General features: G+C 60.5%; 21 protein-coding genes and 1 pseudogene. 19 read left to right on the forward strand and 3 right to left on the reverse strand.

Annotated elements, in window-relative coordinates; all coding sequences use genetic code 11:
- The 12 genes and pseudogenes from CWI66_RS18400 to CWI66_RS12360 form a co-directional block, all read left to right on the forward strand.
- Positions 1 to 77: pseudogene (locus tag CWI66_RS18400) on the forward strand (FAD-binding protein); the annotation flags it as partial.
- Positions 78 to 290: 213 nt separating this feature from the next.
- A complete protein-coding gene (locus tag CWI66_RS12310) occupies positions 291 to 902 on the forward strand; it encodes a superoxide dismutase (protein ID WP_081137116.1) in 612 nt (203 codons plus the stop codon).
- Positions 903 to 1,154: 252 nt separating this feature from the next.
- Entirely contained in the window at positions 1,155 to 1,376 is a 222-nt protein-coding gene (gene nrdH / locus CWI66_RS12315; RefSeq protein ID WP_039177227.1) for a glutaredoxin-like protein NrdH, read from the forward strand.
- Positions 1,377 to 1,386: 10 nt separating this feature from the next.
- Positions 1,387 to 1,836: a class Ib ribonucleoside-diphosphate reductase assembly flavoprotein NrdI gene (gene nrdI / locus CWI66_RS12320; protein WP_081137118.1), complete on the forward strand. Its 450-nt coding sequence runs from the start codon at positions 1,387 to 1,389 to the stop codon at positions 1,834 to 1,836.
- Positions 1,803 to 4,016: a class 1b ribonucleoside-diphosphate reductase subunit alpha gene (nrdE, locus tag CWI66_RS12325; protein ID WP_100731837.1), complete on the forward strand. Its 2,214-nt coding sequence runs from the start codon at positions 1,803 to 1,805 to the stop codon at positions 4,014 to 4,016. Before nrdI ends, nrdE begins: the two co-directional genes overlap by 34 nt.
- Before the next feature lie 44 nt (positions 4,017 to 4,060).
- Positions 4,061 to 5,032 (forward strand): class 1b ribonucleoside-diphosphate reductase subunit beta, encoded by a 972-nt coding sequence (gene nrdF / locus CWI66_RS12330; RefSeq protein WP_016913568.1) that lies wholly within the window; start codon positions 4,061 to 4,063, stop codon positions 5,030 to 5,032.
- 219 nt (positions 5,033 to 5,251) lie between these two features.
- On the forward strand, positions 5,252 to 6,025 hold the full coding sequence (locus tag CWI66_RS12335; RefSeq protein WP_100731838.1) for a DUF3450 domain-containing protein: 774 nt from the start codon (positions 5,252 to 5,254) through the stop codon (positions 6,023 to 6,025).
- Positions 6,022 to 7,389: a MotA/TolQ/ExbB proton channel family protein gene (locus CWI66_RS12340; protein ID WP_100731839.1), complete on the forward strand. Its 1,368-nt coding sequence runs from the start codon at positions 6,022 to 6,024 to the stop codon at positions 7,387 to 7,389. The genes CWI66_RS12335 and CWI66_RS12340 overlap by 4 nt, the downstream gene beginning before the upstream one ends.
- 1 nt (position 7,390) lies before the next feature.
- Complete coding sequence (locus CWI66_RS12345; protein WP_039177218.1) at positions 7,391 to 7,933, forward strand: MotA/TolQ/ExbB proton channel family protein; 543 nt, start codon at positions 7,391 to 7,393, stop codon at positions 7,931 to 7,933.
- Positions 7,926 to 8,333 carry an ExbD/TolR family protein gene (locus tag CWI66_RS12350; RefSeq protein ID WP_039177216.1) on the forward strand — a complete coding sequence of 136 codons (408 nt, stop codon included), beginning with the start codon at positions 7,926 to 7,928 and terminating at the stop codon, positions 8,331 to 8,333. Before CWI66_RS12345 ends, CWI66_RS12350 begins: the two co-directional genes overlap by 8 nt.
- The gene (locus tag CWI66_RS12355) at positions 8,330 to 9,097 is read left to right on the forward strand and encodes an energy transducer TonB (RefSeq protein WP_100731840.1); all 768 of its coding nucleotides are present in this window, start codon (positions 8,330 to 8,332) and stop codon (positions 9,095 to 9,097) included. The genes CWI66_RS12350 and CWI66_RS12355 overlap by 4 nt, the downstream gene beginning before the upstream one ends.
- 18 nt (positions 9,098 to 9,115) lie before the next feature.
- Positions 9,116 to 10,216 carry a hypothetical protein gene (locus tag CWI66_RS12360; protein ID WP_100731841.1) on the forward strand — a complete coding sequence of 367 codons (1,101 nt, stop codon included), beginning with the start codon at positions 9,116 to 9,118 and terminating at the stop codon, positions 10,214 to 10,216.
- Between the two features lie 54 nt (positions 10,217 to 10,270).
- Here CWI66_RS12360 and xthA read toward each other — a convergent pair whose 3' ends face one another.
- Both xthA and CWI66_RS12370 read right to left on the reverse strand, forming a co-directional pair.
- Positions 10,271 to 11,098, reverse strand: coding sequence for an exodeoxyribonuclease III (xthA, locus tag CWI66_RS12365; RefSeq protein WP_016913575.1), 828 nt, complete (start codon positions 11,096 to 11,098; stop codon positions 10,271 to 10,273).
- Positions 11,098 to 11,346: a hypothetical protein gene (locus tag CWI66_RS12370; RefSeq protein WP_016913576.1), complete on the reverse strand. Its 249-nt coding sequence runs from the start codon at positions 11,344 to 11,346 to the stop codon at positions 11,098 to 11,100. Before CWI66_RS12370 ends, xthA begins: the two co-directional genes overlap by 1 nt.
- Positions 11,347 to 11,492: 146 nt before the next feature.
- On the opposite strand from CWI66_RS12370, the gene rhlB reads away from it, so the two are divergent.
- Both rhlB and dinG read left to right on the forward strand, forming a co-directional pair.
- A complete protein-coding gene (rhlB, locus tag CWI66_RS12375) occupies positions 11,493 to 12,767 on the forward strand; it encodes an ATP-dependent RNA helicase RhlB (protein ID WP_016913577.1) in 1,275 nt (424 codons plus the stop codon).
- 5 nt (positions 12,768 to 12,772) lie between these two features.
- Positions 12,773 to 14,902: an ATP-dependent DNA helicase DinG gene (dinG, locus tag CWI66_RS12380; protein ID WP_100731842.1), complete on the forward strand. Its 2,130-nt coding sequence runs from the start codon at positions 12,773 to 12,775 to the stop codon at positions 14,900 to 14,902.
- Between the two features lie 71 nt (positions 14,903 to 14,973).
- Here dinG and CWI66_RS12385 read toward each other — a convergent pair whose 3' ends face one another.
- Positions 14,974 to 16,047, reverse strand: a complete 1,074-nt coding sequence (locus CWI66_RS12385; protein WP_016913579.1) for a 3-deoxy-7-phosphoheptulonate synthase — start codon at positions 16,045 to 16,047, stop codon at positions 14,974 to 14,976.
- 357 nt (positions 16,048 to 16,404) lie between these two features.
- Here CWI66_RS12385 and rpoE point away from each other — a divergent pair, with 357 nt between their 5' ends.
- From rpoE to CWI66_RS12410, 5 genes are all read left to right on the forward strand, one after another.
- On the forward strand, positions 16,405 to 17,007 hold the full coding sequence (gene rpoE / locus CWI66_RS12390) for an RNA polymerase sigma factor RpoE (RefSeq protein ID WP_039177195.1): 603 nt from the start codon (positions 16,405 to 16,407) through the stop codon (positions 17,005 to 17,007).
- 267 nt (positions 17,008 to 17,274) lie between these two features.
- On the forward strand, positions 17,275 to 18,006 hold the full coding sequence (locus CWI66_RS12395; RefSeq protein WP_100731843.1) for a sigma-E factor negative regulatory protein: 732 nt from the start codon (positions 17,275 to 17,277) through the stop codon (positions 18,004 to 18,006).
- 25 nt (positions 18,007 to 18,031) lie between these two features.
- Positions 18,032 to 18,988: a MucB/RseB C-terminal domain-containing protein gene (locus CWI66_RS12400; protein WP_232710889.1), complete on the forward strand. Its 957-nt coding sequence runs from the start codon at positions 18,032 to 18,034 to the stop codon at positions 18,986 to 18,988.
- On the forward strand, positions 18,988 to 19,446 hold the full coding sequence (locus tag CWI66_RS12405) for a SoxR reducing system RseC family protein (protein WP_232710891.1): 459 nt from the start codon (positions 18,988 to 18,990) through the stop codon (positions 19,444 to 19,446). Before CWI66_RS12400 ends, CWI66_RS12405 begins: the two co-directional genes overlap by 1 nt.
- Before the next feature lie 66 nt (positions 19,447 to 19,512).
- Complete coding sequence (locus CWI66_RS12410) at positions 19,513 to 20,925, forward strand: DegQ family serine endoprotease (RefSeq protein WP_100731844.1); 1,413 nt, start codon at positions 19,513 to 19,515, stop codon at positions 20,923 to 20,925.
- Positions 20,926 to 21,061: the final 136 nt, after the last annotated feature.

Genomic DNA, 21,061 nt, shown 5'->3' on the forward strand with positions numbered 1-21,061 from the left:
CGATCTTCCAGGTAGCCGACTACGGCCTGGTGGGGGATCTGTTCGAGATCCTGCCGGAGCTGGAGAGCAAGCTGTAAGCAGGAACGCCGTTTTACCAAAAGCCGACGTCGCAAGAGGTCGGCTTTTTTAATGGCGATGAATTCGATAAACTGAAAATAGTTGACTAAAGTGCTGGGATAAAGAAGTCGTCGCGCTGGTAGAAAAATTGCTGGGGCGGCAGTTGAAAAGGGTGAAGCAAGACCGCACCTTAGGTAGTGAACGTTATAGAAGCCACTCAAGGAGAAGATAGCATGGCCCATACCCTTCCTGAATTACCGTACGCTTACGATGCACTCGAGCCGCACATCGATGCGATGACGATGGAGATTCACCACTCTCGTCACCACAACACCTACGTGACCAACCTGAACGGCGCTTTGGAAGGCACCGGTCTGGAAGACGTGCCCGTAGAAGAGTTGGTCGCCAATCTGGATCGCGTGCCGGAAGAGAAGCGTCAGGCTGTCATCAACAACGGCGGTGGTCACGCCAACCACTCCATGTTCTGGCAGATGATGTCTCCCAATGGTGGCGGTCAGCCCCAGGGTGATGTTGCCAAGGCCATCGATGCTGAGCTGGGTGGCTTCGATGCGTTCAAGGACGCTTTCAAAAAAGCGGCGCTGGGCCGTTTTGGCAGCGGCTGGGCGTGGCTATCTGTCACACCCGAGAAGAAGCTGGTCGTCGAGAACACGCTCAACCAGGATAGCCCTCTGATGCATGGCAACACGCCGCTGCTGGGTCTGGATGTATGGGAGCACGCGTACTACCTCAAGTTCCAGAACAAGCGCCCCGACTATGTTGACGCTTTCTTCAATGTCGTGAACTGGGAAGACGTCGAGCGTCGCTACCAGGCTGCCAAGGCCTGATAATGGTCGAAAATTGCGCCTGAGCGCGTGATTTTACAGCCAAAGCCGCCCCCTTTTAGGGGGCGGCTTTTTTTGGGTTTCTGGGTATAGCGCTGGGTATGGATTGTCAATAACCTGTGGATGAAAAAAATACCATATATGCTTGAATTGATTTTCTGGTGATCTATATATAGTATGCGTGGAGAATTTCAGAGGGGTGGCGCCATTACCATGCGCTACCCGAAAAGTGTCGCTATGAGAAGGAAAATAGCCATGGAAATCCAAATTTATAGCAAGCCTGCCTGCGTACAGTGCACCGCTACCTATCGTGCGCTGGACAAGCAGGGTTTGGAGTACACCGTGATCGACATTACGGAAGAGTCTGGCGCGCAGCAGCAGGTCGAAGCTCTGGGCTATCGTCAGTTGCCGGTCGTCGTGGTAGGTGAGGATCACTGGTCCGGCTTCCGCCCTGACCGTATCCAGGCGCTGGCATAGTTCAGCCGCCATGCACACGGCCACGGTGGAAACCAGGCAGGCGGGTACGCTGGTCTATTTTTCCACCAAGTCAGGCAATACCCATCGGTTTATCGAAAGGCTTGGCTTGAGCGCCCAGCGGCTGCCATTGAATCGTGAAGAGCCCACACCACGCGTCACGCAGCCTTACATATTGGTGACGCCTACCTACGGCGGTGGCCATGCACAAGGCGCCGTGCCGGGGCAGGTGATTCGCTTCTTGAACGATGAGTACAATCGGCACCTCATTCGAGGTGTCATTGCCTCGGGTAATACGAATTTTGGTGAAGCTTACGGGTTGGCAGGGCGCATCATCGCGCAAAAGTGCCGGGTACCGTTGCTTTATCGCTTTGAACTGTTTGGCACCGATGACGATGTCGCCAAGGTCCGCAAAGGAGTAGAAGAGTTTTGGAAACGTCAAGCTCAGTCTCTAACAACGTAGCGTCCACCAGCGCCGCTACCAAGAAGTCGGCAGAAGCGAAACGTCCTGCTGCGGGTACCAACGAAGCGCGTACGCTGGATTATCATGCGCTCAACGCGATGCTCAATCTGTACGGTGCCAACGGCGAACTGCAGTTGGACAAGGACCGCGAAGCAGCGCGTCAGTACTTCCTTCAGCACGTCAACCAGAACACGGTTTTCTTCCACTCGCTGGAAGAGAAGCTGGACTACCTGGTGGAAGAGGGCTATTACGAGGCCAACGTACTCGATCAGTACAGCTTCGCATTCATCAAGTCGCTGTTCGAGCAGGCGTATGCCTACAAGTTTCGCTTCCCCAGCTTCCTGGGTGCCTTCAAGTACTACACCAGCTATACGCTGAAGACCTTCGATGGCAAGCGTTACCTGGAGCGCTACGAAGATCGCGTGTGCATGGTTGCGCTGACGCTGGCGCGTGGGGATGAAGCGCTGGCCAAGTCGCTGGTGGATGAAGTGATCAGTGGTCGCTTCCAGCCAGCCACGCCGACTTTCCTGAACTGCGGCAAACAGCAGCGCGGTGAGCTGGTGTCATGCTTCCTGCTGCGTATCGAAGACAACATGGAGTCGATCGGGCGGTCGATCAACTCAGCGCTGCAGCTCTCCAAGCGTGGTGGTGGGGTGGCGTTCCTGCTGACCAACATTCGTGAGTCTGGCGCGCCGATCAAGCGTATCGAAAACCAGTCGTCGGGCATCATCCCCATCATGAAGCTGCTGGAAGATGCGTTCTCTTACGCCAACCAGCTGGGGGCTCGTCAGGGTGCCGGGGCTGTGTACCTGAATGCTCACCACCCTGACATTCTGCGTTTCCTCGACACCAAGCGTGAAAATGCCGACGAAAAGATCCGCATCAAGACGCTTTCGCTGGGCGTGACCATTCCGGATATCACGTTCGAACTGGCCAAGCGCAACGACGACATGTACCTGTTCTCCCCCTATGATGTAGAGCGGGTCTACGGGGTGCCGTTTGGCGATATCAGCGTCACCGAGAAGTACCATGAAATGGTGGCGGATGCGCGCATTCGCAAGCAGAAGATCAATGCTCGTGCCTTCTTCCAGACGCTGGCTGAGCTGCAGTTCGAGTCCGGTTACCCGTACATCATGTTCGAAGATACGGTCAATCGCGCCAACCCGATTGCCGGTCGCATCAACATGAGCAACCTCTGCTCCGAGATTCTGCAGGTCAACACGCCGACCGAGTATGACGACGACCTGGGATACCGCGACATCGGTCAGGACATCTCCTGCAACCTGGGCTCGATGAACATTGCCAAGGTCATGGATTCGGGCGATATCGGCACCAGCGTCGAAATCGCCATTCGCGGCCTGACGGCCGTGTCCGAAATGAGCAACCTGAGCAGCGTGCCCTCGATTGCCGAAGGGAATGCCAAGTCGCGTGCGATTGGTCTGGGGCAGATGAACCTGCACGGTTTCCTGGCGCGTGAGCACATCTATTATGGCTCGGAAGAGGGGTTGGATTTCACCAACCTGTACTTCTACTGCGTCGCGTTCCATGCCATTCGTGCCTCGAACCAGCTGGCCATTGAGCATGGCGCCACCTTCGCCGGTTTCGAGGACTCCACCTACGCGTCGGGCACGTTCTTCGACAAGTACACCGACCAGGCCTGGCTGCCGCGTACCGAAAAAGTACGCCAGCTGTTCGAACGCAGTGGTATTGCGCTGCCGACCCAGGAAGATTGGCAGGCCCTGAAGGCCTCGGTCATGGCGCACGGCCTGTACAACCGCAACCTGCAGGCAGTGCCGCCCACGGGCTCGATTTCCTATATCAACAACTCCACCTCCAGTATTCATCCGGTGGCGGCGAGAATCGAGATTCGTAAAGAAGGCAAGCTGGGGCGGGTCTATTATCCGGCGCCGTTCTTGAATGAAGCCAACTTCGATTACTTCCAGGATGCCTACGAAATTGGCCCTGAGAAAATCATCGATACTTATGCAGAAGCGTCGAAGCATGTGGATCAGGGGCTGTCACTGACGCTGTTCTTCCCTGATACCGCTACCACTCGGGATATCAACAAGGCGCAGATCTATGCATGGCGCAAGGGCATCAAGACCCTTTACTACATTCGCTTGCGCCAAAGCGCGCTGGAAGGCACCGAGGTAGAAGGCTGTGTCTCCTGCACGCTGTAACGATATTCCCACTGGCATGTGATGACGTTTAGAAGAGAGCGCTGATGACAACGATGCAACGCCTGTCGCGGGTTAATGCGATCAACTGGAACCGTCTGCAGGACGATAAAGATCTGGAGGTGTGGAACCGCCTGACCAGCAACTTCTGGCTGCCGGAAAAAGTGCCGCTGTCCAACGACATTCAGTCGTGGAACACCCTGACTCAGCAGGAAAAGCAGCTGACCATCCGGGTCTTCACCGGCCTGACGCTGCTCGATACCATCCAGAGCAGCGTGGGTGCGCCGGTGCTGATGGAAGATGCGCGTACGCCCCATGAAGAAGCGGTTTACACCAACATTGCCTTCATGGAATCGGTGCATGCGCGCTCCTACAGCTCGATTTTCTCGACGCTGTGCGCCACCCGGGACGTGGACGATGCGTTCCGTTGGAGTGAGGAGAATCCGTCGCTCCAGCTGAAGTCCGAGCTGATTCTCAAGCGCTATCGCTCCGATGACCCGTTGATGCGCAAAGTGGCCAGCGTTTTCCTGGAGTCGTTCCTGTTCTACTCCGGCTTCTATCTGCCCATGTACTGGTCCAGCCATGCCAAGCTGACCAATACCGCTGACCTGATTCGTCTGATCATTCGTGACGAAGCGGTGCACGGTTACTACGTGGGCTACAAGTTCCAGCAGGCGCTGGCGGAAGCCACCCCTGAGCGTCAGCAGGAAGTGAAGGATTATGCCTACGAGCTGCTGCTGGAGCTGTACGACAACGAAGTGCGCTACACCGAGTCGCTGTATGATGCGGTGGGCTTGACCGAAGACGTGAAGAAGTTCCTGCACTACAACGCCAACAAGGCGTTGATGAACCTCGGTTTCGAGCCGCTGTTCCCCAGCAGTGTCACGGACGTCGACCCGACGATCATGGCGGCGCTGTCCCCCAGCGCAGACGAGAACCACGACTTCTTCTCGGGGTCTGGCTCGTCCTACGTCATCGGCAAGGCCGTCGCTACCGAAGACGACGACTGGGCGTTCTGATCGTTCAATTAGCGTGCCACTCAACGGGAGCCTCAGAGCTCCCGTTTTTTTATGGGTGATGAAAAGATTTCGTTATTGAATGTTAATGATAAATATTGTCATTTATTCTATTGATGGTAGGCTATGCACGCTAACGATTTAAACGCAAATCGTTCTTATATTTGGTGAGCCTTGGCGAGCTGATACTGATAGCGCGCTGAGCAGTGAGGGAGAGACGACGTGCTGAAAAGGCCTTTCTTTGCCTTGAGCGGGTATTGGCTTGCTGGAATGCTGGCCAGTACATCGCTGATGGCGAGCGATGAAACGATGGATCAGGCGGCCCAGAGTGTCGAGGCCCAGCAAGTGCAATCTGAACTGCAGCAGCAAATCGACAGGGCCGACGAAGCAACTCGAGAACAGTTGGAAGAACTGCGCCAACTGGAGCAGGAGACGCGGCAGATGAGCGCTTCCAATGCTGCCCTGAGCAGTCGCCTGGCCAGTGAGGCGGAGCGCCAGCAGCGGTTGGCCCAGGCGTTGGATACGCTGAGCGATACACGTGCTGCGCTGCCGGTCATCGAGCAGGATATGGCCGAACAGCTCACCCGATGGATCGAGTCGGATCTGCCTTTCCTGCGCGCCGAGCGCTTGGCACGCGTAGAAGGGGCCGAGGCGTCCACCCAGGAGAGCGCCGAACGGATTGCCGAGCTGCTTGAAGCCTGGCGTGCAGAGCTGGCATACGGCCGCCAGGTGGATAGCTGGCGGGGGCGTTTGCAGCGCGACGGCGGGGCTCCTCGGGAAGTCGATTATCTGCGTATTGGGCGTATTGGCCTCTATTACCTGACGCCGGATGGCCGTGAGGGTGGCGTATGGGACCAACAGCGCGGCGAATGGCTGGCGCTGGAAGAGCGTGCCCGCCGAGAAGTGCGTAATGGCCTGCGTATTGCCGATGATCAGCGTACGCCTGAACTGCTGCAATTACCGCTATCGATCACCGCCACAGGAGCGCCGCAATGAACCTACCCAGCTATCGGTGCGGCGTGCACAGGATGGCCTGCCTGCTGCTGGCCATGAGCGTTTGGGCGAGCGCCCCGGTCATTGCCCAAAGCAGTGATGTCACGACGCTACGTGATGCCCGCGAAGCAGCAGAAGCGCGAGATCAGGCGCGGCTGCAGTCGTTTCTGGAAGATCAGGACGCCCTGGCTGCTGCCCTGGAGGAAGCGCGCGCCGCGCACGCAGCCGCCGAGCAGGAGCAGGTTGCCCTGCAGGCGCAGCAGCAAGAGCAGGCCGAGCAGGCCGAGGTTTTGGCTCAGCGTCAGGATGAGCAGGGGGAGGCCCTTACGGCACTGTTGGCCGATCTGACGCGGCACAGCGAGGAGCTGCGCAACGAATTGGGAGGGGAGAGCTGGCTGACGTTGACGCCTGACGCTTTGCCCCCGCGCCTCAACGACGTCGAGGTGCTGGAGCGTGAGCACCTGGAGAGCGTGGTAGACCGGCTGGCAGCCTTGACCATGAACACCGGGCAGGCCGAGCGTCTCGAGCTGCCCGTGGCAGACGGTGCTGGCGAGATTGCGCCTCGTCAGGTGGTCCGTTTGGGGGATTTTGCCGCTTTCACGGAGTCGGCACTGCTCCGCAAGGGGCAGGATGACCAGAGCCTGGCCGAGCTGCCGCGTACGCCGTCGGAAATCCGCCGCCTGCTCGCCGCCTACCACCAAGGTGAGAGCCGAGAATTTGCCATCGACCCTACCCAGGGCAGCGTACTGCAGGCGTTGGCCCAGCAGCCCAGTCTCTGGGAGCGCTTCCAGCAGGGTGGCTATGTCGGCTATGTGGTCGTGGTGCTGGGGGGTATCGGTCTGTTGGTGGCGCTGGCGCAATACCTCTATCTGCTGCTGGTGAGCGCACGGGTGCGTCGTCAACGCCGTCAGTTGGAGCAGCCGCGAGCAGACAATCCGCTGGGCCGAGTGCTGCAGCGATTCAAGGACATGGACAAGCATCAAACCCCCGAAGCCCTCGAAGCCCGCCTGGATGAAGCGGTGCTGGCAGAGCTGCCGCGCATCGAGCGAGGCCAGCCCATCGTCAAGCTGTTGGCCGCCATTGCGCCGCTGCTGGGCCTGTTGGGTACGGTGACGGGCATGATCGTCACCTTTCAGGCCATTACCGTGTTCGGTACCGGTGACCCGCAGCTCATGGCGGGAGGGATCAGTCAGGCATTGGTGACGACGGTATTGGGTCTGGTGACGGCGGTGCCGTTGCTGTTTGCACAAACGGCACTGTCCAGCCGTAGCCGGTCCATTACGCAAGTGATCGAAGGGGAGGCTAGCGCCACCCTGGCCGATCACCTGGAAGCGCAGTCCGCCCATCCCGGGCAAGCGGTGAACTGATATGCCGACGTTGCCCCTTTGGCTGGAGCCGGTAGAGCGGTTGTTGGATGCCGGTGGCGCGGTGCTGGTGGTGCTTGCGCTGGTGGCCGTGCTGGTGTTCGCCATGGCCATCGAACGCTGGTGGTACTACCGCATCAGCTGGCGACGTGCGCGTCGTCAGCTGGTGCACCGCTGGGCAGCGCGTAGCGACCATCGCAGCTGGAGCGCACGGACGCTGCGCGATGTGTGGAGTGCGGCCCTGGTGGCCAAGCTGCGTCGGCCGCTGCCGTGGATCAAATTGCTGGTGGCGTTGTGCCCGCTGTTGGGTCTGCTGGGCACGGTCACTGGCATGATCACCGTGTTCGACAGCCTTTCCATGAGTGACACCCATCAGGCCAGAGCCATGGCCGATGGCGTGGCCCGAGCCACGCTACCCACATTGACAGGCATGGCCATTGCCGTGGTGGGCATGCTGTTTATCAGCCGTTTGGAGCACGTGATTCGCCGCGAAGACCAGCGTCTGCATGATCGCCTGGCACGTGCCCTGGAGGAAAATGATGCGTAGACGCCGTTCCATAGAGGCCGTCGAAGAGAGCAATGAAGTCAACTTGACCCCGATGCTGGATGTGGTCTTCATCATGCTGATCTTCTTTATCGTGACGACCAGCTTTATCAAGGAGAGTGGCGTAGAGATCGAGCGCCCGGAAGCGGCCGCCGCCACACAGCGTCCGGACGCCCAGGTGCTGATCGCGATTACGCCGGAAGGAGCCGTCTGGGTGGATGGTCGTCCGGTCGATGCCCATCGCATCGGTCAGGAAGTGGCCGGCATGCTCAGTGGCGATGGCTCGGTGGTCATCCAGGCCGATCGAGCGTCCACCACTGGACTGCTGATCGAAGTGATGGATCGCCTGCAGCAGGCAGGCGTCGAGCAAGTGGCGGTGGCGGCTAGTCGGAGTGCGCCATGATACGCCACGGGTTCTCGCTGCTGGCTGGTGCTGCGCTGGCGATGGGGCTGTTCTGGATGCTGGCGCTGCTGGTGGCACCGCCGGAGCGCAGCGTCGACGAGCCGGTCATGTCCATGGCCATGACCATGGTGGAAGCGCCTGAGCAGGCTGCCGAGCCGGAAACGCCGCCGCCAGAGCCTGCCCAGGCGGCTCCTGCGGCTCCCCCTCCTGCACCAGCGCCTGCCCCTGCGCCGGTCGCCACGAGTCAGATTGCGCTGCCCGATCTGGCTTTGCCGGATGCACCGGTAGAGCCGCTGGAGTTGGAGAGCGAGCTGCCGGAGCTGACCGAGGCAAGGCCAGAGCCGACGCCACAGCCACGACCGGAGCCGCAGCCTGCGCCAGAGCCCACGCCGGAGCCTGCTGCAGAGCCCGCGCCGCGCTCCGAGCCATCCACGGCACCGGCGACGGCCGAACGTGAAGCGGCGCCAGCGGCAGAGCCTGCGCCCTCCAATGAGCCGGTGAGTGTCGGGCAGGTGGCGCCCACGAGTCGCGTCAATCCCACGTACCCCACCCGCGCCCAGCGGCGTGGCATGGAGGGTTTTGTCGAGGTGGAGTTCGTCATTCGGCGTGACGGCAGCGTCGATAGCGGAACGATTCGCGTCGTCAACGCGCAGCCGCGCCGGGTGTTCGAGCAGGCGGCGGAGGAGGCCATTGCGCGCTGGCAGTTCGAGCCGAGTCAGCAGCTGCGTCGTGCCACCCAGCGCATCGAATTTCAGTTGCGGTAAGCCCGTCGAGGGAGCGTTATGCAGCGTTTATTGGCAATGGCAGTGCTCTACGTGTGGAGCACTGTGGCGGTGGCGGATGTGCCACTGAGTGAAGATATCATTCTCGACCTGAACGGATTGCAGAGCCAGCTGGCGGCGCTGTCAGGCGCGGGTGCAGAGGATGAGTCGTTGGACGCGATCCTGAATCGCGCGCGCTCCCAGGCCGCCAGGCTGGCCTCGGGCAATCGAGCCGATCAGTGGGCCAGCGCGCTATATCATCAGTTGGCGGCCAGTGCGCTGGTGCGTCAAGAGGCGCCCGAGGCGGCAGCGGATGAGCTGGCCAGTGCCCGCCAGCGTACCAGCGTGCCGAACAGTCAGCGGCTGCGCTGGTTACGTGACGAAGCCTCCCTGCGCCGCGCGGCAGGTCAGCGCTCTCAGGCCATCGAGCTTTACGCGCAGTGGCTCGGCGAGTCGGCGGGCCATGAGCGCTACCTTGAGTCGGTTTGGGCGTTGGTGCGCCTATTGGCAGAAGAGGAGCGCTGGGAAGAGGCCCACGAATGGCTCACCCCTCAGTTGGCGCCGGGCAGAGAGCTGAGTGATGCCCAGCAGGCGCTGGTCAACGTCGTGCTGCGCCATGCAGGCGAAGGCGAGCAGGCGCTGGCCTGGCTGCTGGAAAACCTGAGCGAGCGCAGCAGTGCCGAGGAGTGGCGTCAGGCGGCTGGATTGGCGCAGCAGGCGGGGCTGCTGGGCGCTGCCGCCGGCGTCTGGGAAGCGGCCTGGCAGATGGGCAAGTTCACTGCACCCGAGGATCGTTTGACCCTGATTCGGCTGCACCTGGCAGGGGGCACGCCAGCGCGTGCCGGTGAGCATCTGGAGGCAGCGCTGGAAGCAGGGGAGCTGCCTGATGATGAAGAGACGCTGCGCCTGCGAGCCACGGCCTGGCAGCAGGCCCGGCATGTCGAGCATGCCCTGAACGCTTGGCAGGCGCTGGCTGATACTACTCAAACGGCTGACGATTGGCGCCAGTATGGTCAGTTGGCCTACGCGTGGGGTAATGAGTCGCTGGCGAAAGAGGCGCTCTCGCGAGCGGCGGAGTTGGGCGACGAACAGGCCGAGCAGTGGCTTGGCTATTTCGATTGAGGGGGCTCAGGGGATGAGCCGTGCCGCCCGGGTGGGCGGCAGCCAGGGCGCAGGTCAGTCCGCCAGTGTCAGCGAAAAGTCGCTCCAGGTGGGCGCGTGATCCGAAGGTCGCTCCATGGCGCGCAGGGGATAGTCGATACCTGCATCAGTGACCCGCTGTGCCAGAGGGGGCGAGACAAGGATGTAGTCGATGCGCAGCCCACGCTTGGGCTCCCGATCAAAGCCCTTCGAGCGGTAGTCGAACCAGCTGAACCATTCGCTGTTGTCGGGGTGGCAGAGCCGATAGCTGTCGCTGAGCCCCCACGCCTTGATGCCCGCTAGCCACTCCCGCTCGATGGGCTGAAAGCTGGCCTTGCCATCACGCAGCCAGCGTTTTCGGTTGGCTTCCCCAATGCCGATGTCCTGGTCTTCGGGGGAAATGTTGAAGTCACCCATGACGGCGAGATGCTCTTCCGGGGAGTGCTGCGTGGCCAGCAGATTGGCCAGCTGCTGGTAAAAGCGCTCCTTGTGAGGAAATTTGGTGGGGTGTTCGACGTTCTCGCCCTGGGGGAAGTAGCCGTTCCACACGGTGACCGGCTGGCCGTCGGTGGTCAGCAGGCGCACGCCGATCATGCGTCGCTGAGCATCTTCCTCATCATCAGGAAAGCCGTAGAAGACCTGCTGAGGTTTCTGTCGGCAGAGCAAGGCCACACCGTAGTGGCCCTTTTGGCCATAGTGAAAGGTGTGGTACCCCATGGCTTCCACATCGGCCAGTGGGAATTCGCTATCCTGCACCTTGATTTCCTGCAGGCCGATCACATCAGGGCGATGGGTATCGATGAGCGCTTGAAGCTGATGCAGCCTTGCCCGGATGCCGTTGATATTGAAAGACACCAGACGCATCAGGAGGGCTCTCCCGAAGAGGAGTCGCTCCCCTTGTCGGGGTGGATGGCAATGTTCTGGCCACTTTGCTGGCGTGCCAGCTTGCGCACGGCCTGCAATTTGCGCTGTTGCTGTTTCTTGGCCACGAAACGGCGTGATGAGGTCACCTGATCCGGGTTTTCATGGCGCCACTTTTTGTAATCCTTGCGGCGACCGGTGCGGATCGTCACCTTGTCTGCCAGTGAACGAGTCTTTTTCTTACGCGTCATCGTCGCGCTCCTTGGGTTAATTTATGCCTCATTCTAACAGGCAAGGGCGCTCCTTCGACAGCAGAGCGCGCTCTTATCGCCAAGCCCTGCTACAATGCGCGATTCGTGATGCCTAACCTCCACAGCAATGGACAGATACACAGCCTATGAGCGAGTCGGAACAGATCACAGCATCGGACCAGAACCGCAAGCCTAAACGCCGTCGTCGCAAGCCGCGTCGCCGTCAGTCGAACTGGGATCTTCGTCAGTTTCAGGTGCCCGCCGTTGCCGGCAAGTGGCGCTTCCATGACTTTGATCTGCCGCTGCCCTTGATGCGCGCTATTCATGCCCAGGGCTATGAATACTGCACCCCCATTCAGGCAGAGGCGCTGCGCCACACACTGCTGGGTGGCGACATTGTGGGCAAGGCCCAGACGGGCACCGGCAAGACCGCTGCCTTCCTGATTTCCGTGCTGGCCTACTTCCTGGAAGAGCCCGCGCCGGATGGCCAGAAGCAGGGGGCTCCCCGTGCGCTGATCATCGCCCCCACCCGCGAACTGGCGCTGCAGATCGAGAAAGACGCCAAGGCGCTCGCCCGCTTCACGTCGTTGAACGTGGCCAGCGTGGTCGGTGGCATGGATTACCAGAAACAGCGTGAGAGCCTCGGCAAGAAACTCGATATTTTGGTGGCCACGCCTGGCCGTCTGCTCGACTTCCATCAGAAGCGCGACATCGACCTGTCCGAGACCGAAGTGCTGGTGCTCGATGAAGCGGATCGCATGCTTTCCATGGGGTTCATCCCGGATGTGAAGCGCATCATCCGCTACACCCCTAGGAAAGAGGAGCGTCAGACGTTCCTGTTTTCGGCCACCTTCACCGACGACATTCTCAACCTGGCCAGCCAGTGGACGCAGGAACCGGCCCACGTCGAGATCGAAGTCACGGTAGAGAATCAGGCCGATATCGACCAGCGCGTGTACCTGGTGTCGGATGACGACAAGCAGCGCCTGTTGGTCAAGCTGCTGGAGCAGGAGAGCTTCGAGCGGGTCATGGTGTTCGGCAACCGTCGGGATCTGGTGCGCAAACTCGATGACCTGCTGAAAAAAGCTGGCGTGAGTGCCGCCATGCTGTCGGGTGACGTGCCCCAGAATCAGCGTATCAAGACGCTGGAGAGCTTCCGGGAAGGCGAGATTCAGGTACTGGTAGCCACCGATGTGGCCGGTCGTGGTATTCACATCGAAGACGTCAGCCACGTGATCAACTACACCCTGCCGGAAGACCCGGAAGACTACGTGCACCGTATTGGCCGCACCGGTCGTGCCGGTGCCAAAGGGGTGTCGATCAGCTTCGTGGGTGAAGAAGACGCCTTCTCGCTGCCGGAAATCGAGCGCTACATCAACGGCAAGCTGCCCTGCGAGCATCCGCCGGAAGGCATGCTGTAACGCACATGCTGGATAACGCGCTCAAGGCCGATATTCAGCAAGCGTACCGTAACGTGGTGGAGCAGTTAGCGCTGACCCCACGCTACGGTCAGCGGCTGATGATCGCCGAGATTGCCCGCACCCTGGGCGATATTCAGTGCGACAGCGATGGCAAGCGCACCAGCGACAGCCACGTCTGTGTACTGGAAGCCGGTACCGGCACGGGCAAGACGCTGGCGTATCTGATTGCAGGCTTGCCCATTGCCAAGGCGAAGGGCAAGCGGCTGATCGTGTCCACGGCGACGGTGGCTCTGCAAGAGCAGGTGTTGCACCAGGACCTGCCCTCGCTGGCCCAGCACAGTGGCATCGCCTTTCGCTACGCGCTGGCCAAAGGGCGCGGGCGCTATGTGTGCGTGGCGCGGCTGGATCAGGCCCTGGAGGGCAGTGAGCCAAACCCGACCATGTCGCTGTTCGAGCACTCCCTGCAAAGCGATAGCAGCGACTATCAGGTGCTTGCCAGCGACCTGGCCGATGCCTATGGCAAGGGCGAGTGGCAGGGTGACCGTGATACCTGGCCTGACACCATCGATGATGCCCACTGGCGTCAGCTCACCGTCGATCACCGCCAGTGTACCGGGCGCCGCTGCGGCCATTTCGGTGCTTGCGCGTTCTTCCGCTCACGTCGTGAGCTGGAAGATGCCGATGTCATCGTGGCCAACCACGATCTGGTACTGGCGGACCTGGCCCTGGGGGGCGGCGCCATTCTGCCGGACCCTGCCGACTGTATCTTCATCTTCGACGAAGGCCATCACCTGCCGGACAAGGCGCTGTCGCACTTTGCCCACCGCTTCGCGGTGCATGGCTGTCTGCGCTGGCTCAAGACGCTGCGCAGCAGCTTGACCGATCTTCACCAGGGTTTGGCGGTTCAGCCCACCGTGGCCCGGCTGTTGGCCAGCCTGCCTGAAGTGTTGCATGGCCTGGAGCCTGCCCTGGGAGACGTGTTCAGCCTGGGGCATCAGCTGGCCGGGCGTGAGCAGGGGCTGGCGGATGAAGAGGCCAGCCACCAGCAGCGTTTCGAGAAGGGCGAGGTGCCGGAAGCGCTGCGCGAGCAGGCGCGGCAGCTGCTGGTGATGTTTGCCACGCTATCACGCAGTCTGGAAAGCATTGCCGATATTCTGCGTGAGAGCCTGGACCCGGACAAGCAGACGGGGCTGGACCGCGATCAGGCCGAAGCCTGGCTACCGCTGGTGGCGCTGCTGCATGGTCGCGCCCTGGAAGCCCACGCGCTCTGGCAGGCGTTCAGCGAGCAGGACCCGCCCAATGCGCCGCCCTGTGCGCGCTGGATCACGCTGAGTCGTGTAGCCGGTGAGCCCGAAATCGAGTTCTCCGCCAGCCCCGTCTCGGCGGCGCATACGCTGGCCAAGCATTTGTGGGGGCGTTGCCACGGCGCGGTGGTCACTTCTGCCACCTTGACGGCACTGGGGCGCTTCGAGCGTATTCAGGAGCGCGCTGGCCTGGCCAGTCGCTATCGGTACCAGGCGCTGCCTAGCCCCTTCGATTATGCCAACGCGGTGCTGCGCGTGCCTGTCGAAGCCACGGACCCCAGCGACCGAGAGGCCCATGAGCGTGCCATCGTGCGCTGTGTCTCCCAGTTGGGGGAGGATGAAGCGGTGCTGGTACTGTTTTCGTCCCGGGCCCAGCTCAGGGCGGTAGAAAAAGTGCTGCCAGCGGCCTTGAAAGAGCGCTTGCTGGCGCAGGATGCGCTGCCCAAGCGGGAGTTGATCGAACGGCATCGAGCAGCGGTCGATAGCGGCAAGGGGAGCATCATCTTCGGCTTGGCCAGCTTTGCAGAAGGTATCGACCTGCCCGGGGATTACCTGACCCATGTGGTCATCACCCGATTACCCTTTGCGGTGCCCGATGACCCGGTGGGCGCCACGTTGGCCGAGTGGATCGAAAGCCAGGGCGGCAACTCTTTCATGCGTATCAGCGTGCCCGATGCCTCCATCAAGCTGGTGCAGGCCTGTGGTCGGTTGATCCGCAAGGAGAACGACCGGGGGGTGATCACGCTGCTGGACCGCCGCGTGATCACGCGGCGCTACGGTCAGGCGCTGCTGGATGCCTTGCCCCCGTTCAGACGTGACATTCAGGCCTGAAATCGGCGGCGGGTGATGCCCATAAAAAAACGCCCCGCCGGAGGGTCCGGCGGGGCGTTGGCGGGTCAGCTTCAGGCAATACGCTTGGCCAGTGCCGGGGCCAGTTTCTCGTTCATGCGCGTGAAGGTTTCGACGGTCGTGTCCCAGTCGATACAGGCATCGGTGATCGAGACGCCGTACTGCAGTTGACTCAGGTCGGCGGGCACTTTCTGGGCACCCCAGCCAATGTTGGACTCGACCATCAGGCCGATGATGGAGCGGTTGCCTTCCAGAATCTGGTTGGTCACGTTTTCCAGTACCAGTGGCTGCAGGGCCGGGTCCTTGTTGGAGTTGGCGTGGGAGCAGTCGATCATGATGTTGGCCGACAGTTTGGCCTTGCTCAGCTCCTTTTCGGCCAGCGCAACGCTGACGCTGTCGTAGTTGGGCTTGCCGTTGCCGCCGCGCAGTACCACGTGGCCGTAAGCGTTGCCCCGGGTGCGGATGATGGCGACCTGGCCCGCCTGGTTGATGCCCAGGAAGTTATGCGGGTTGGCCACCGACTGCAGGGCGTTGATGGCGACATCCAGGCTGCCGTCGGTGCCGTTCTTGAAACCGACCGGGCAGGAGAGGCCTGAGGCCATCTCGCGATGGGTTTGTGACTCGGTGGTACGGGCGCCAATGGCTGACCAGCTAATGCAGTCCTGTAGGTACTGGGGCGAGATCGGGTCCAGCGCTTCCGTGGCCAGGGGCAAGCCCATCTCGGCCAGGTCGACCAGCAGTTTACGGGCGATGTGCAGGCCTTCGTCGATTTCAAATGAGTCGTTCAGGTGGGGGTCGTTGATCAGCCCTTTCCAGCCCACGGTGGTGCGCGGCTTTTCGAAATAGACGCGCATCACGATGTACAGGCTATCGCTCACCTTGTCAGCCAGCGCGCGCAGGCGGCGGGCGTAATCCAGTGCAGCATCCACGTCATGGATGGAGCAGGGGCCCACGACCACCAGCAGGCGCGGGTCGTTGCCATCCAGGATGTTCTGAATGACGCGGCGGCCTTCCACGACGGAGCGCTCGGCGGCTTCGGTGAGGGGAATGGCCGACTTCAGAGCGTCGGGGGTGGTGAGAACGTCCTGAGCGAGGACGTTGAGATTGCTAACCTGTTGATCAGACATCTTGCTACCTGTACATGCGCGATGGGCGAAAAGTGGTCACTACTATGGCGTGTCACGGTGGTAAAAATCAATTGTTACGGAACTTTGCATTAAGGAAAAATGTCAGCCACAGGGTTTCAAGAAAGGGGGTAAGCGCTTGATGCGCTGCAAAGAACGCGTAACACTAGACAGCATTGGCGTTATGCCACCAAACGCCCTCCAGAACAGGTGGGGCACCCGGGCCTCATCGCCCGGTGCTCTCCATGACGATTAATCAATGCCCAAGGGACACTATGCTGCTTGCTGTGAAGGCCCGATCAACAGGGCGACAAGAATATGAAGCGGCCGGTGTGATACCGGCGCGGAAGGAGCGTGTGAATGGGCACTCGTGAAACGGACCAGCAGTTGGTTGAGCGTGCCCAGAAAGGCGACACACGCGCTTTCGATCTTTTGGTAAAGAAGTATCAACACAAGATCATTGGCCTTATTGGGCGCTATGTGCATGACCATGCCGAAGTGCAGGATGTGGCGCAGGAAGCGTTCATCAAGGCGTATCGCGCGTTGGGCAAGTTTCGTGCGGAAAGCGCTTTCTACACCTGGATGTATCGAATTGCCATCAATACGGCGAAGAATCATCTGGTCTCCAGAGGACGCCGCCCGCCCGGTAGTGACCTGGATATCGTCGATGCTGAAATCGTCGATCAAAGTGGTCGGCTGGCTGATTCCGAGTCTCCCGAGGCTTCCATTGCCCGTGATCAGCTGGAAGCTGCTGTGTTCGAGGCCATCGAGCGCTTACCGGACGACCTGCGCACGGCCATCACCCTGCGTGAACTTGATGGGTTGGCCTATGAAGACATCGCGCAGATCATGCAGTGTCCGGTGGGTACAGTGCGCTCGCGTATTTTCCGTGCCCGGGAGGCGGTAGACGAGCACATTCGACCGCTGGTCACTACGGCGCGCAACAGTCGTGAAGAGCCCTGAGCGTGGGGATGCTGCCTATGCATGGACACAAACATTTACGTTTTTGCTTTTTTTGTGAACTGTCTGGCGAGTCAGGCGTCATAAGGGCTGCCAGCGCTAATGAGTTGAGCCGTTAACAGCAAGCTCATGTTGCCTGCCAGTAGGGCCATGGCGTTGTGCAGACGGTGATAGATAATCCAAGTCTTGGCCTGCGAGGTTTTGCGGCTAAAACACGCACTAGCCGTGTTGTCGTGAAGCTTCTTCAAACACAGTGTGAGGGTGTGAAGTATGAGTCAAAACACACGGGAGTCACTTTCCGCGTTGATGGACGGCGAAAGTGATGAGTTGGAACTTCGCCGAGTGTTGAAATCACTACCTGACGACGCCGACGCGGCTGAGACTTGGCGCCGCTATCATCTGGCGCGCAGCATGATGCAACGCGAACGCGAAGTGGATGTCAGCGTCGATCTTTCGGCGGGCATCATGGATCGGTTGCGTAACGAGCCCGTCCCGATGGCAGAGCCCGTCGCGGCATCGAACAGCCGTGTCGGCGGCGTCTCGTTTGCTCGCGGTGCTGGTGTGGCAGCGGCCGTTTCCCTGATGGTGATTACGGGCGTCCAGTTCTTCAATAGCGGTACAGGGTCGAGCGGCCAGCCTGATGGCAACATTGCCGTTCAGCCCGGCGCTGGAGTGGGTGCGCAGGTACAGCCGGTCAGTTTGTCTGGTGCCCAGACGGGAGCCCTGGCAGCCTCCGATATGCCGATGTTCGAGCCCACGCCGTTCCGGATCAATGGGCAGGCAGGCAATAGCGGCTTGATGAACGTCAGCGAAGCCGGTTTCGCGGCTCCGTCTGCGCCGCAAAGCGTCATGGCTCAGCAGCCAACGTCTATCGATATCGATCAGTTGCGTCTGTTGCAGTCCTACCTGGAGCAGCATGCTCAAGGGGCGGCTAGTGGCGGTGGTGACAGCTGGATGCCGCTGATGCGCTCTTCGGTCACCGAACCTCTGGGACAGCGTTAATGTTGGAGAGAGTGGCCTGAGCATTATGGCGATGGACAAGTGCCGACAGTGGAGAATCCAGACCGCAGCGTCTGCTGGGCTCGTAAGCCTGTTCTCCTTTTCCACGCCGGTCATCGCAGAGCAAACGCCCGCATTCAGCTGCGATGACCTTACCTCCTTTACCGCGCCCGCCAACGTTCAGGATTGGCTTGTGCTCAGCAAGCAGGCCGGTCACTGCTACGACTTCCAGGCCAGGGCCGTCTCCATCGATGCTTTGGGAGTGCGTACCCTGGCGCTTTCACATCGTATTCGAGATGGCGTTCGGCAGCAGGTCGTTCAGCATCTGGATGGCCCTTCCGTGAGTGTCGAGCGTCAGTCCGCCGTGGGCTATCGCGCCCGCTTTACCCCAGAAGATCAAGAGACCAGCAGCGCAGCGGAAGCCTGGGCGGCGCACGTAGCCCATTATTATGAGATCGAGCTGCTCAACGATGATCGTGTCGCGGGTCGCGAAGCCGTGCAGCTCAAGTTTGCGCCGCAGGATGGCGAGCGCTATCAGCATGAGTGGTGGCTAGACAAAGAGACGGGGCTGCTGCTCAAGCATGTCATGCGTGATAGCCAATCGCGGGCGCTGGAAACGTTTCAGATTACTCAGCTGCAAGCCCCGGTTCTGTATGAAGGCGAGATTGCCCATCCTGCTTCGCCGGAGGAGCCTGCGATGAGTTGGCAGGCTGAGTGGTTGCCGGATGGCTTCGTTTCCCAGCCGGTCGAGACCGGCTCGTTATCGGGTCAGCGTGTTTACAGCGATGGCTTGGCGTCTATCAGTCTGTTTGCAGCGCCCGTCGAACAGCAGACGCTGTCGGAAGGCAGCCACCAGTTAGGTGTTTCTACGGCCACGGTATCGCTGGTCGAGGTCGGCGATCAGCGCTGGCAGCTAGTCGGTGTCGGCGAGTTGCCGTCTGATGTCATGCGTCGTATCGTTCAGTCCATCGTGATTCAGCCCTGATGTCATTGACCGAGCACACGACGTGTACCTCGCTTTATCGCACCGGTCGCGTGGTGGGGTATGCCCAAGGGCGGCTGATAGTGGATGTGTCGGTGGCCAGCGAATGTGATGCCTGTGCCAAAGGGCGCGGTTGTGGCATGGGTCTGCTGGCACGCCGTCAGCACCCGCGCGTCGAGGTGCAGGCTGACTGCCTGGAGAGCCAGCTGGCAGAACGCTACCCTGTAGGCAGTGGGGTGACGCTGGCAGTGGAGCGGCAAGCCGTTGGCTATCTGGCACTGCTCGTGTATGCCGCCCCAATGCTGCTGGCGCTGGTGGTGTCCGGGGCGCTCGCCTTGTCCGTAGAGCGTCAATGGGTAAGCGTGGGTGCCTTTTTTGGCACCCTAATGTGCGCCCTGGTGGCGCTGAGATTTCTCATGCGTGGGGGGATGGAACGCTTCCGCCCGCGCTTGGTCAGTTAGTTGTCCTGTAGCTCGCTAAGAGTTGCACTTCCATGGTGTCGTCCCTGCTTGACTAGGAGCTGTTTCATGAAGCGCTTGGTTCTCCCCTCAACGTTATGGTTATGCCTGGTTGCGCTGTTCATGGTGGGCCACAGTGCCCAGGCGCAAACCTTGCCCGATTTCACGGTGCTGGTAGAAGAAGCCGCGCCGGGCGTCGTCAACATTTCTACCACACGCACGGTGCAGCGCAGCAGCTCGCCGTCGATACAAGGCTTTGGTGGTCAGGACATTCCCGAAATCTTTCGCCACTTTTTTGGTGACAGTTTTCCAGCGCCGCCCAGTGGTGGTCAGGGGCGTAGCCAGGAACGACAGTCATTAGGCTCTGGCTTCATCATCAGTGAAGATGGCTACGTGATGACCAACGCCCACGTCGTGCAGGATGCCGATGAAATTCTGGTGCGCCTCAACGACCGTCGCGAACTGCCCGCCGAGCTGATTGGCAGCGACGTGCAAACCGACGTTGCCCTGCTCAAGATCGATGCCAGCGACCTGCCGGTGCTCACGTTGGGGGATTCCGACGAGCTCAAGGTCGGAGAGTGGGTAGCGGCCATTGGCTCGCCTTTCGGCTTCGACCATTCGGTCACTGCGGGCATCGTCAGTGCCATCAACCGAACGCTTCCACGGGACGCCTATGTCCCCTTCATCCAGACCGACGTGGCCATCAACCCGGGTAACTCCGGTGGCCCACTGTTTAATCTGGAAGGTGAAGTCGTCGGTATCAATTCGCAGATCTTCACCCGTAGCGGTGGTTTCATGGGTCTGTCGTTCGCCATTCCGATCAACGTCGCCATGGACGTTGCCAGCCAGCTGCGTGAAGATGGTCAGGTGAACCGTGGCTGGCTGGGCGTGATGATCCAGCCGGTGTCTCGCGATCTGGCCGAGTCGTTTGGTATGAGCGAGGCCATTGGTGCGCTGATTGCCGATCTGGACCCTGAGGGGCCCGCCGCGCAGGGTGGCCTGCAGGCTGGGGATGTGATTCTGGAGGTCAATGGCGAAGAGGTTGACCGCTCCAGCACGTTGCCGCGCCTTATTGGTCGTGTGGCGCCCGGTAGCGATGTAGAGCTTACCCTGATGCGCGATGGCGACCAGGTAACCGAAACCATCGAATTAGGTAGCTGGCCGGACGCCCAGGGCGCCGAGCAGGCCGCCAGCAGCGATAGCCAGATGCGACTAGGTGTCGCTGTGGCCGAAGTGGATGAAGCCACTCGCGAACGGCTCAATATCACAGGGGGTGTTGAAGTTCGTCAGGTAGAGCCAGACAGCGTTGCCGCTCAGGCCGGGCTTCGCCCGGGAGATATTCTGGTTAGCCTCGATCACCGCAGCGTTGCCTCTGCTGATGAGCTGGTGCGCATCGTCGAAGGCTTGCCCACCGACCGCGCTATTCCGCTGCGCCTGTATCGTGATGGTCGCTCGCTGTTCGTGGCGCTGCGTCTGGAATAATCACACCTTTCGTTCCTTCCAGTCCGGCGGTTCTCGCCGGACTGCTGTTCCTATCCCCCGCATATCGCTACAATAGCGCTTATCTTTTGACGAACTTTGGCAATGCAGTGGTGCGGTGCTCACGTGACGCCTTGTT

The sequence above is a fragment of the Halomonas sp. 141 genome (assembly GCF_002810305.1).
Classification (GTDB): Bacteria; Pseudomonadota; Gammaproteobacteria; order Pseudomonadales; family Halomonadaceae; genus Vreelandella; species Vreelandella stevensii.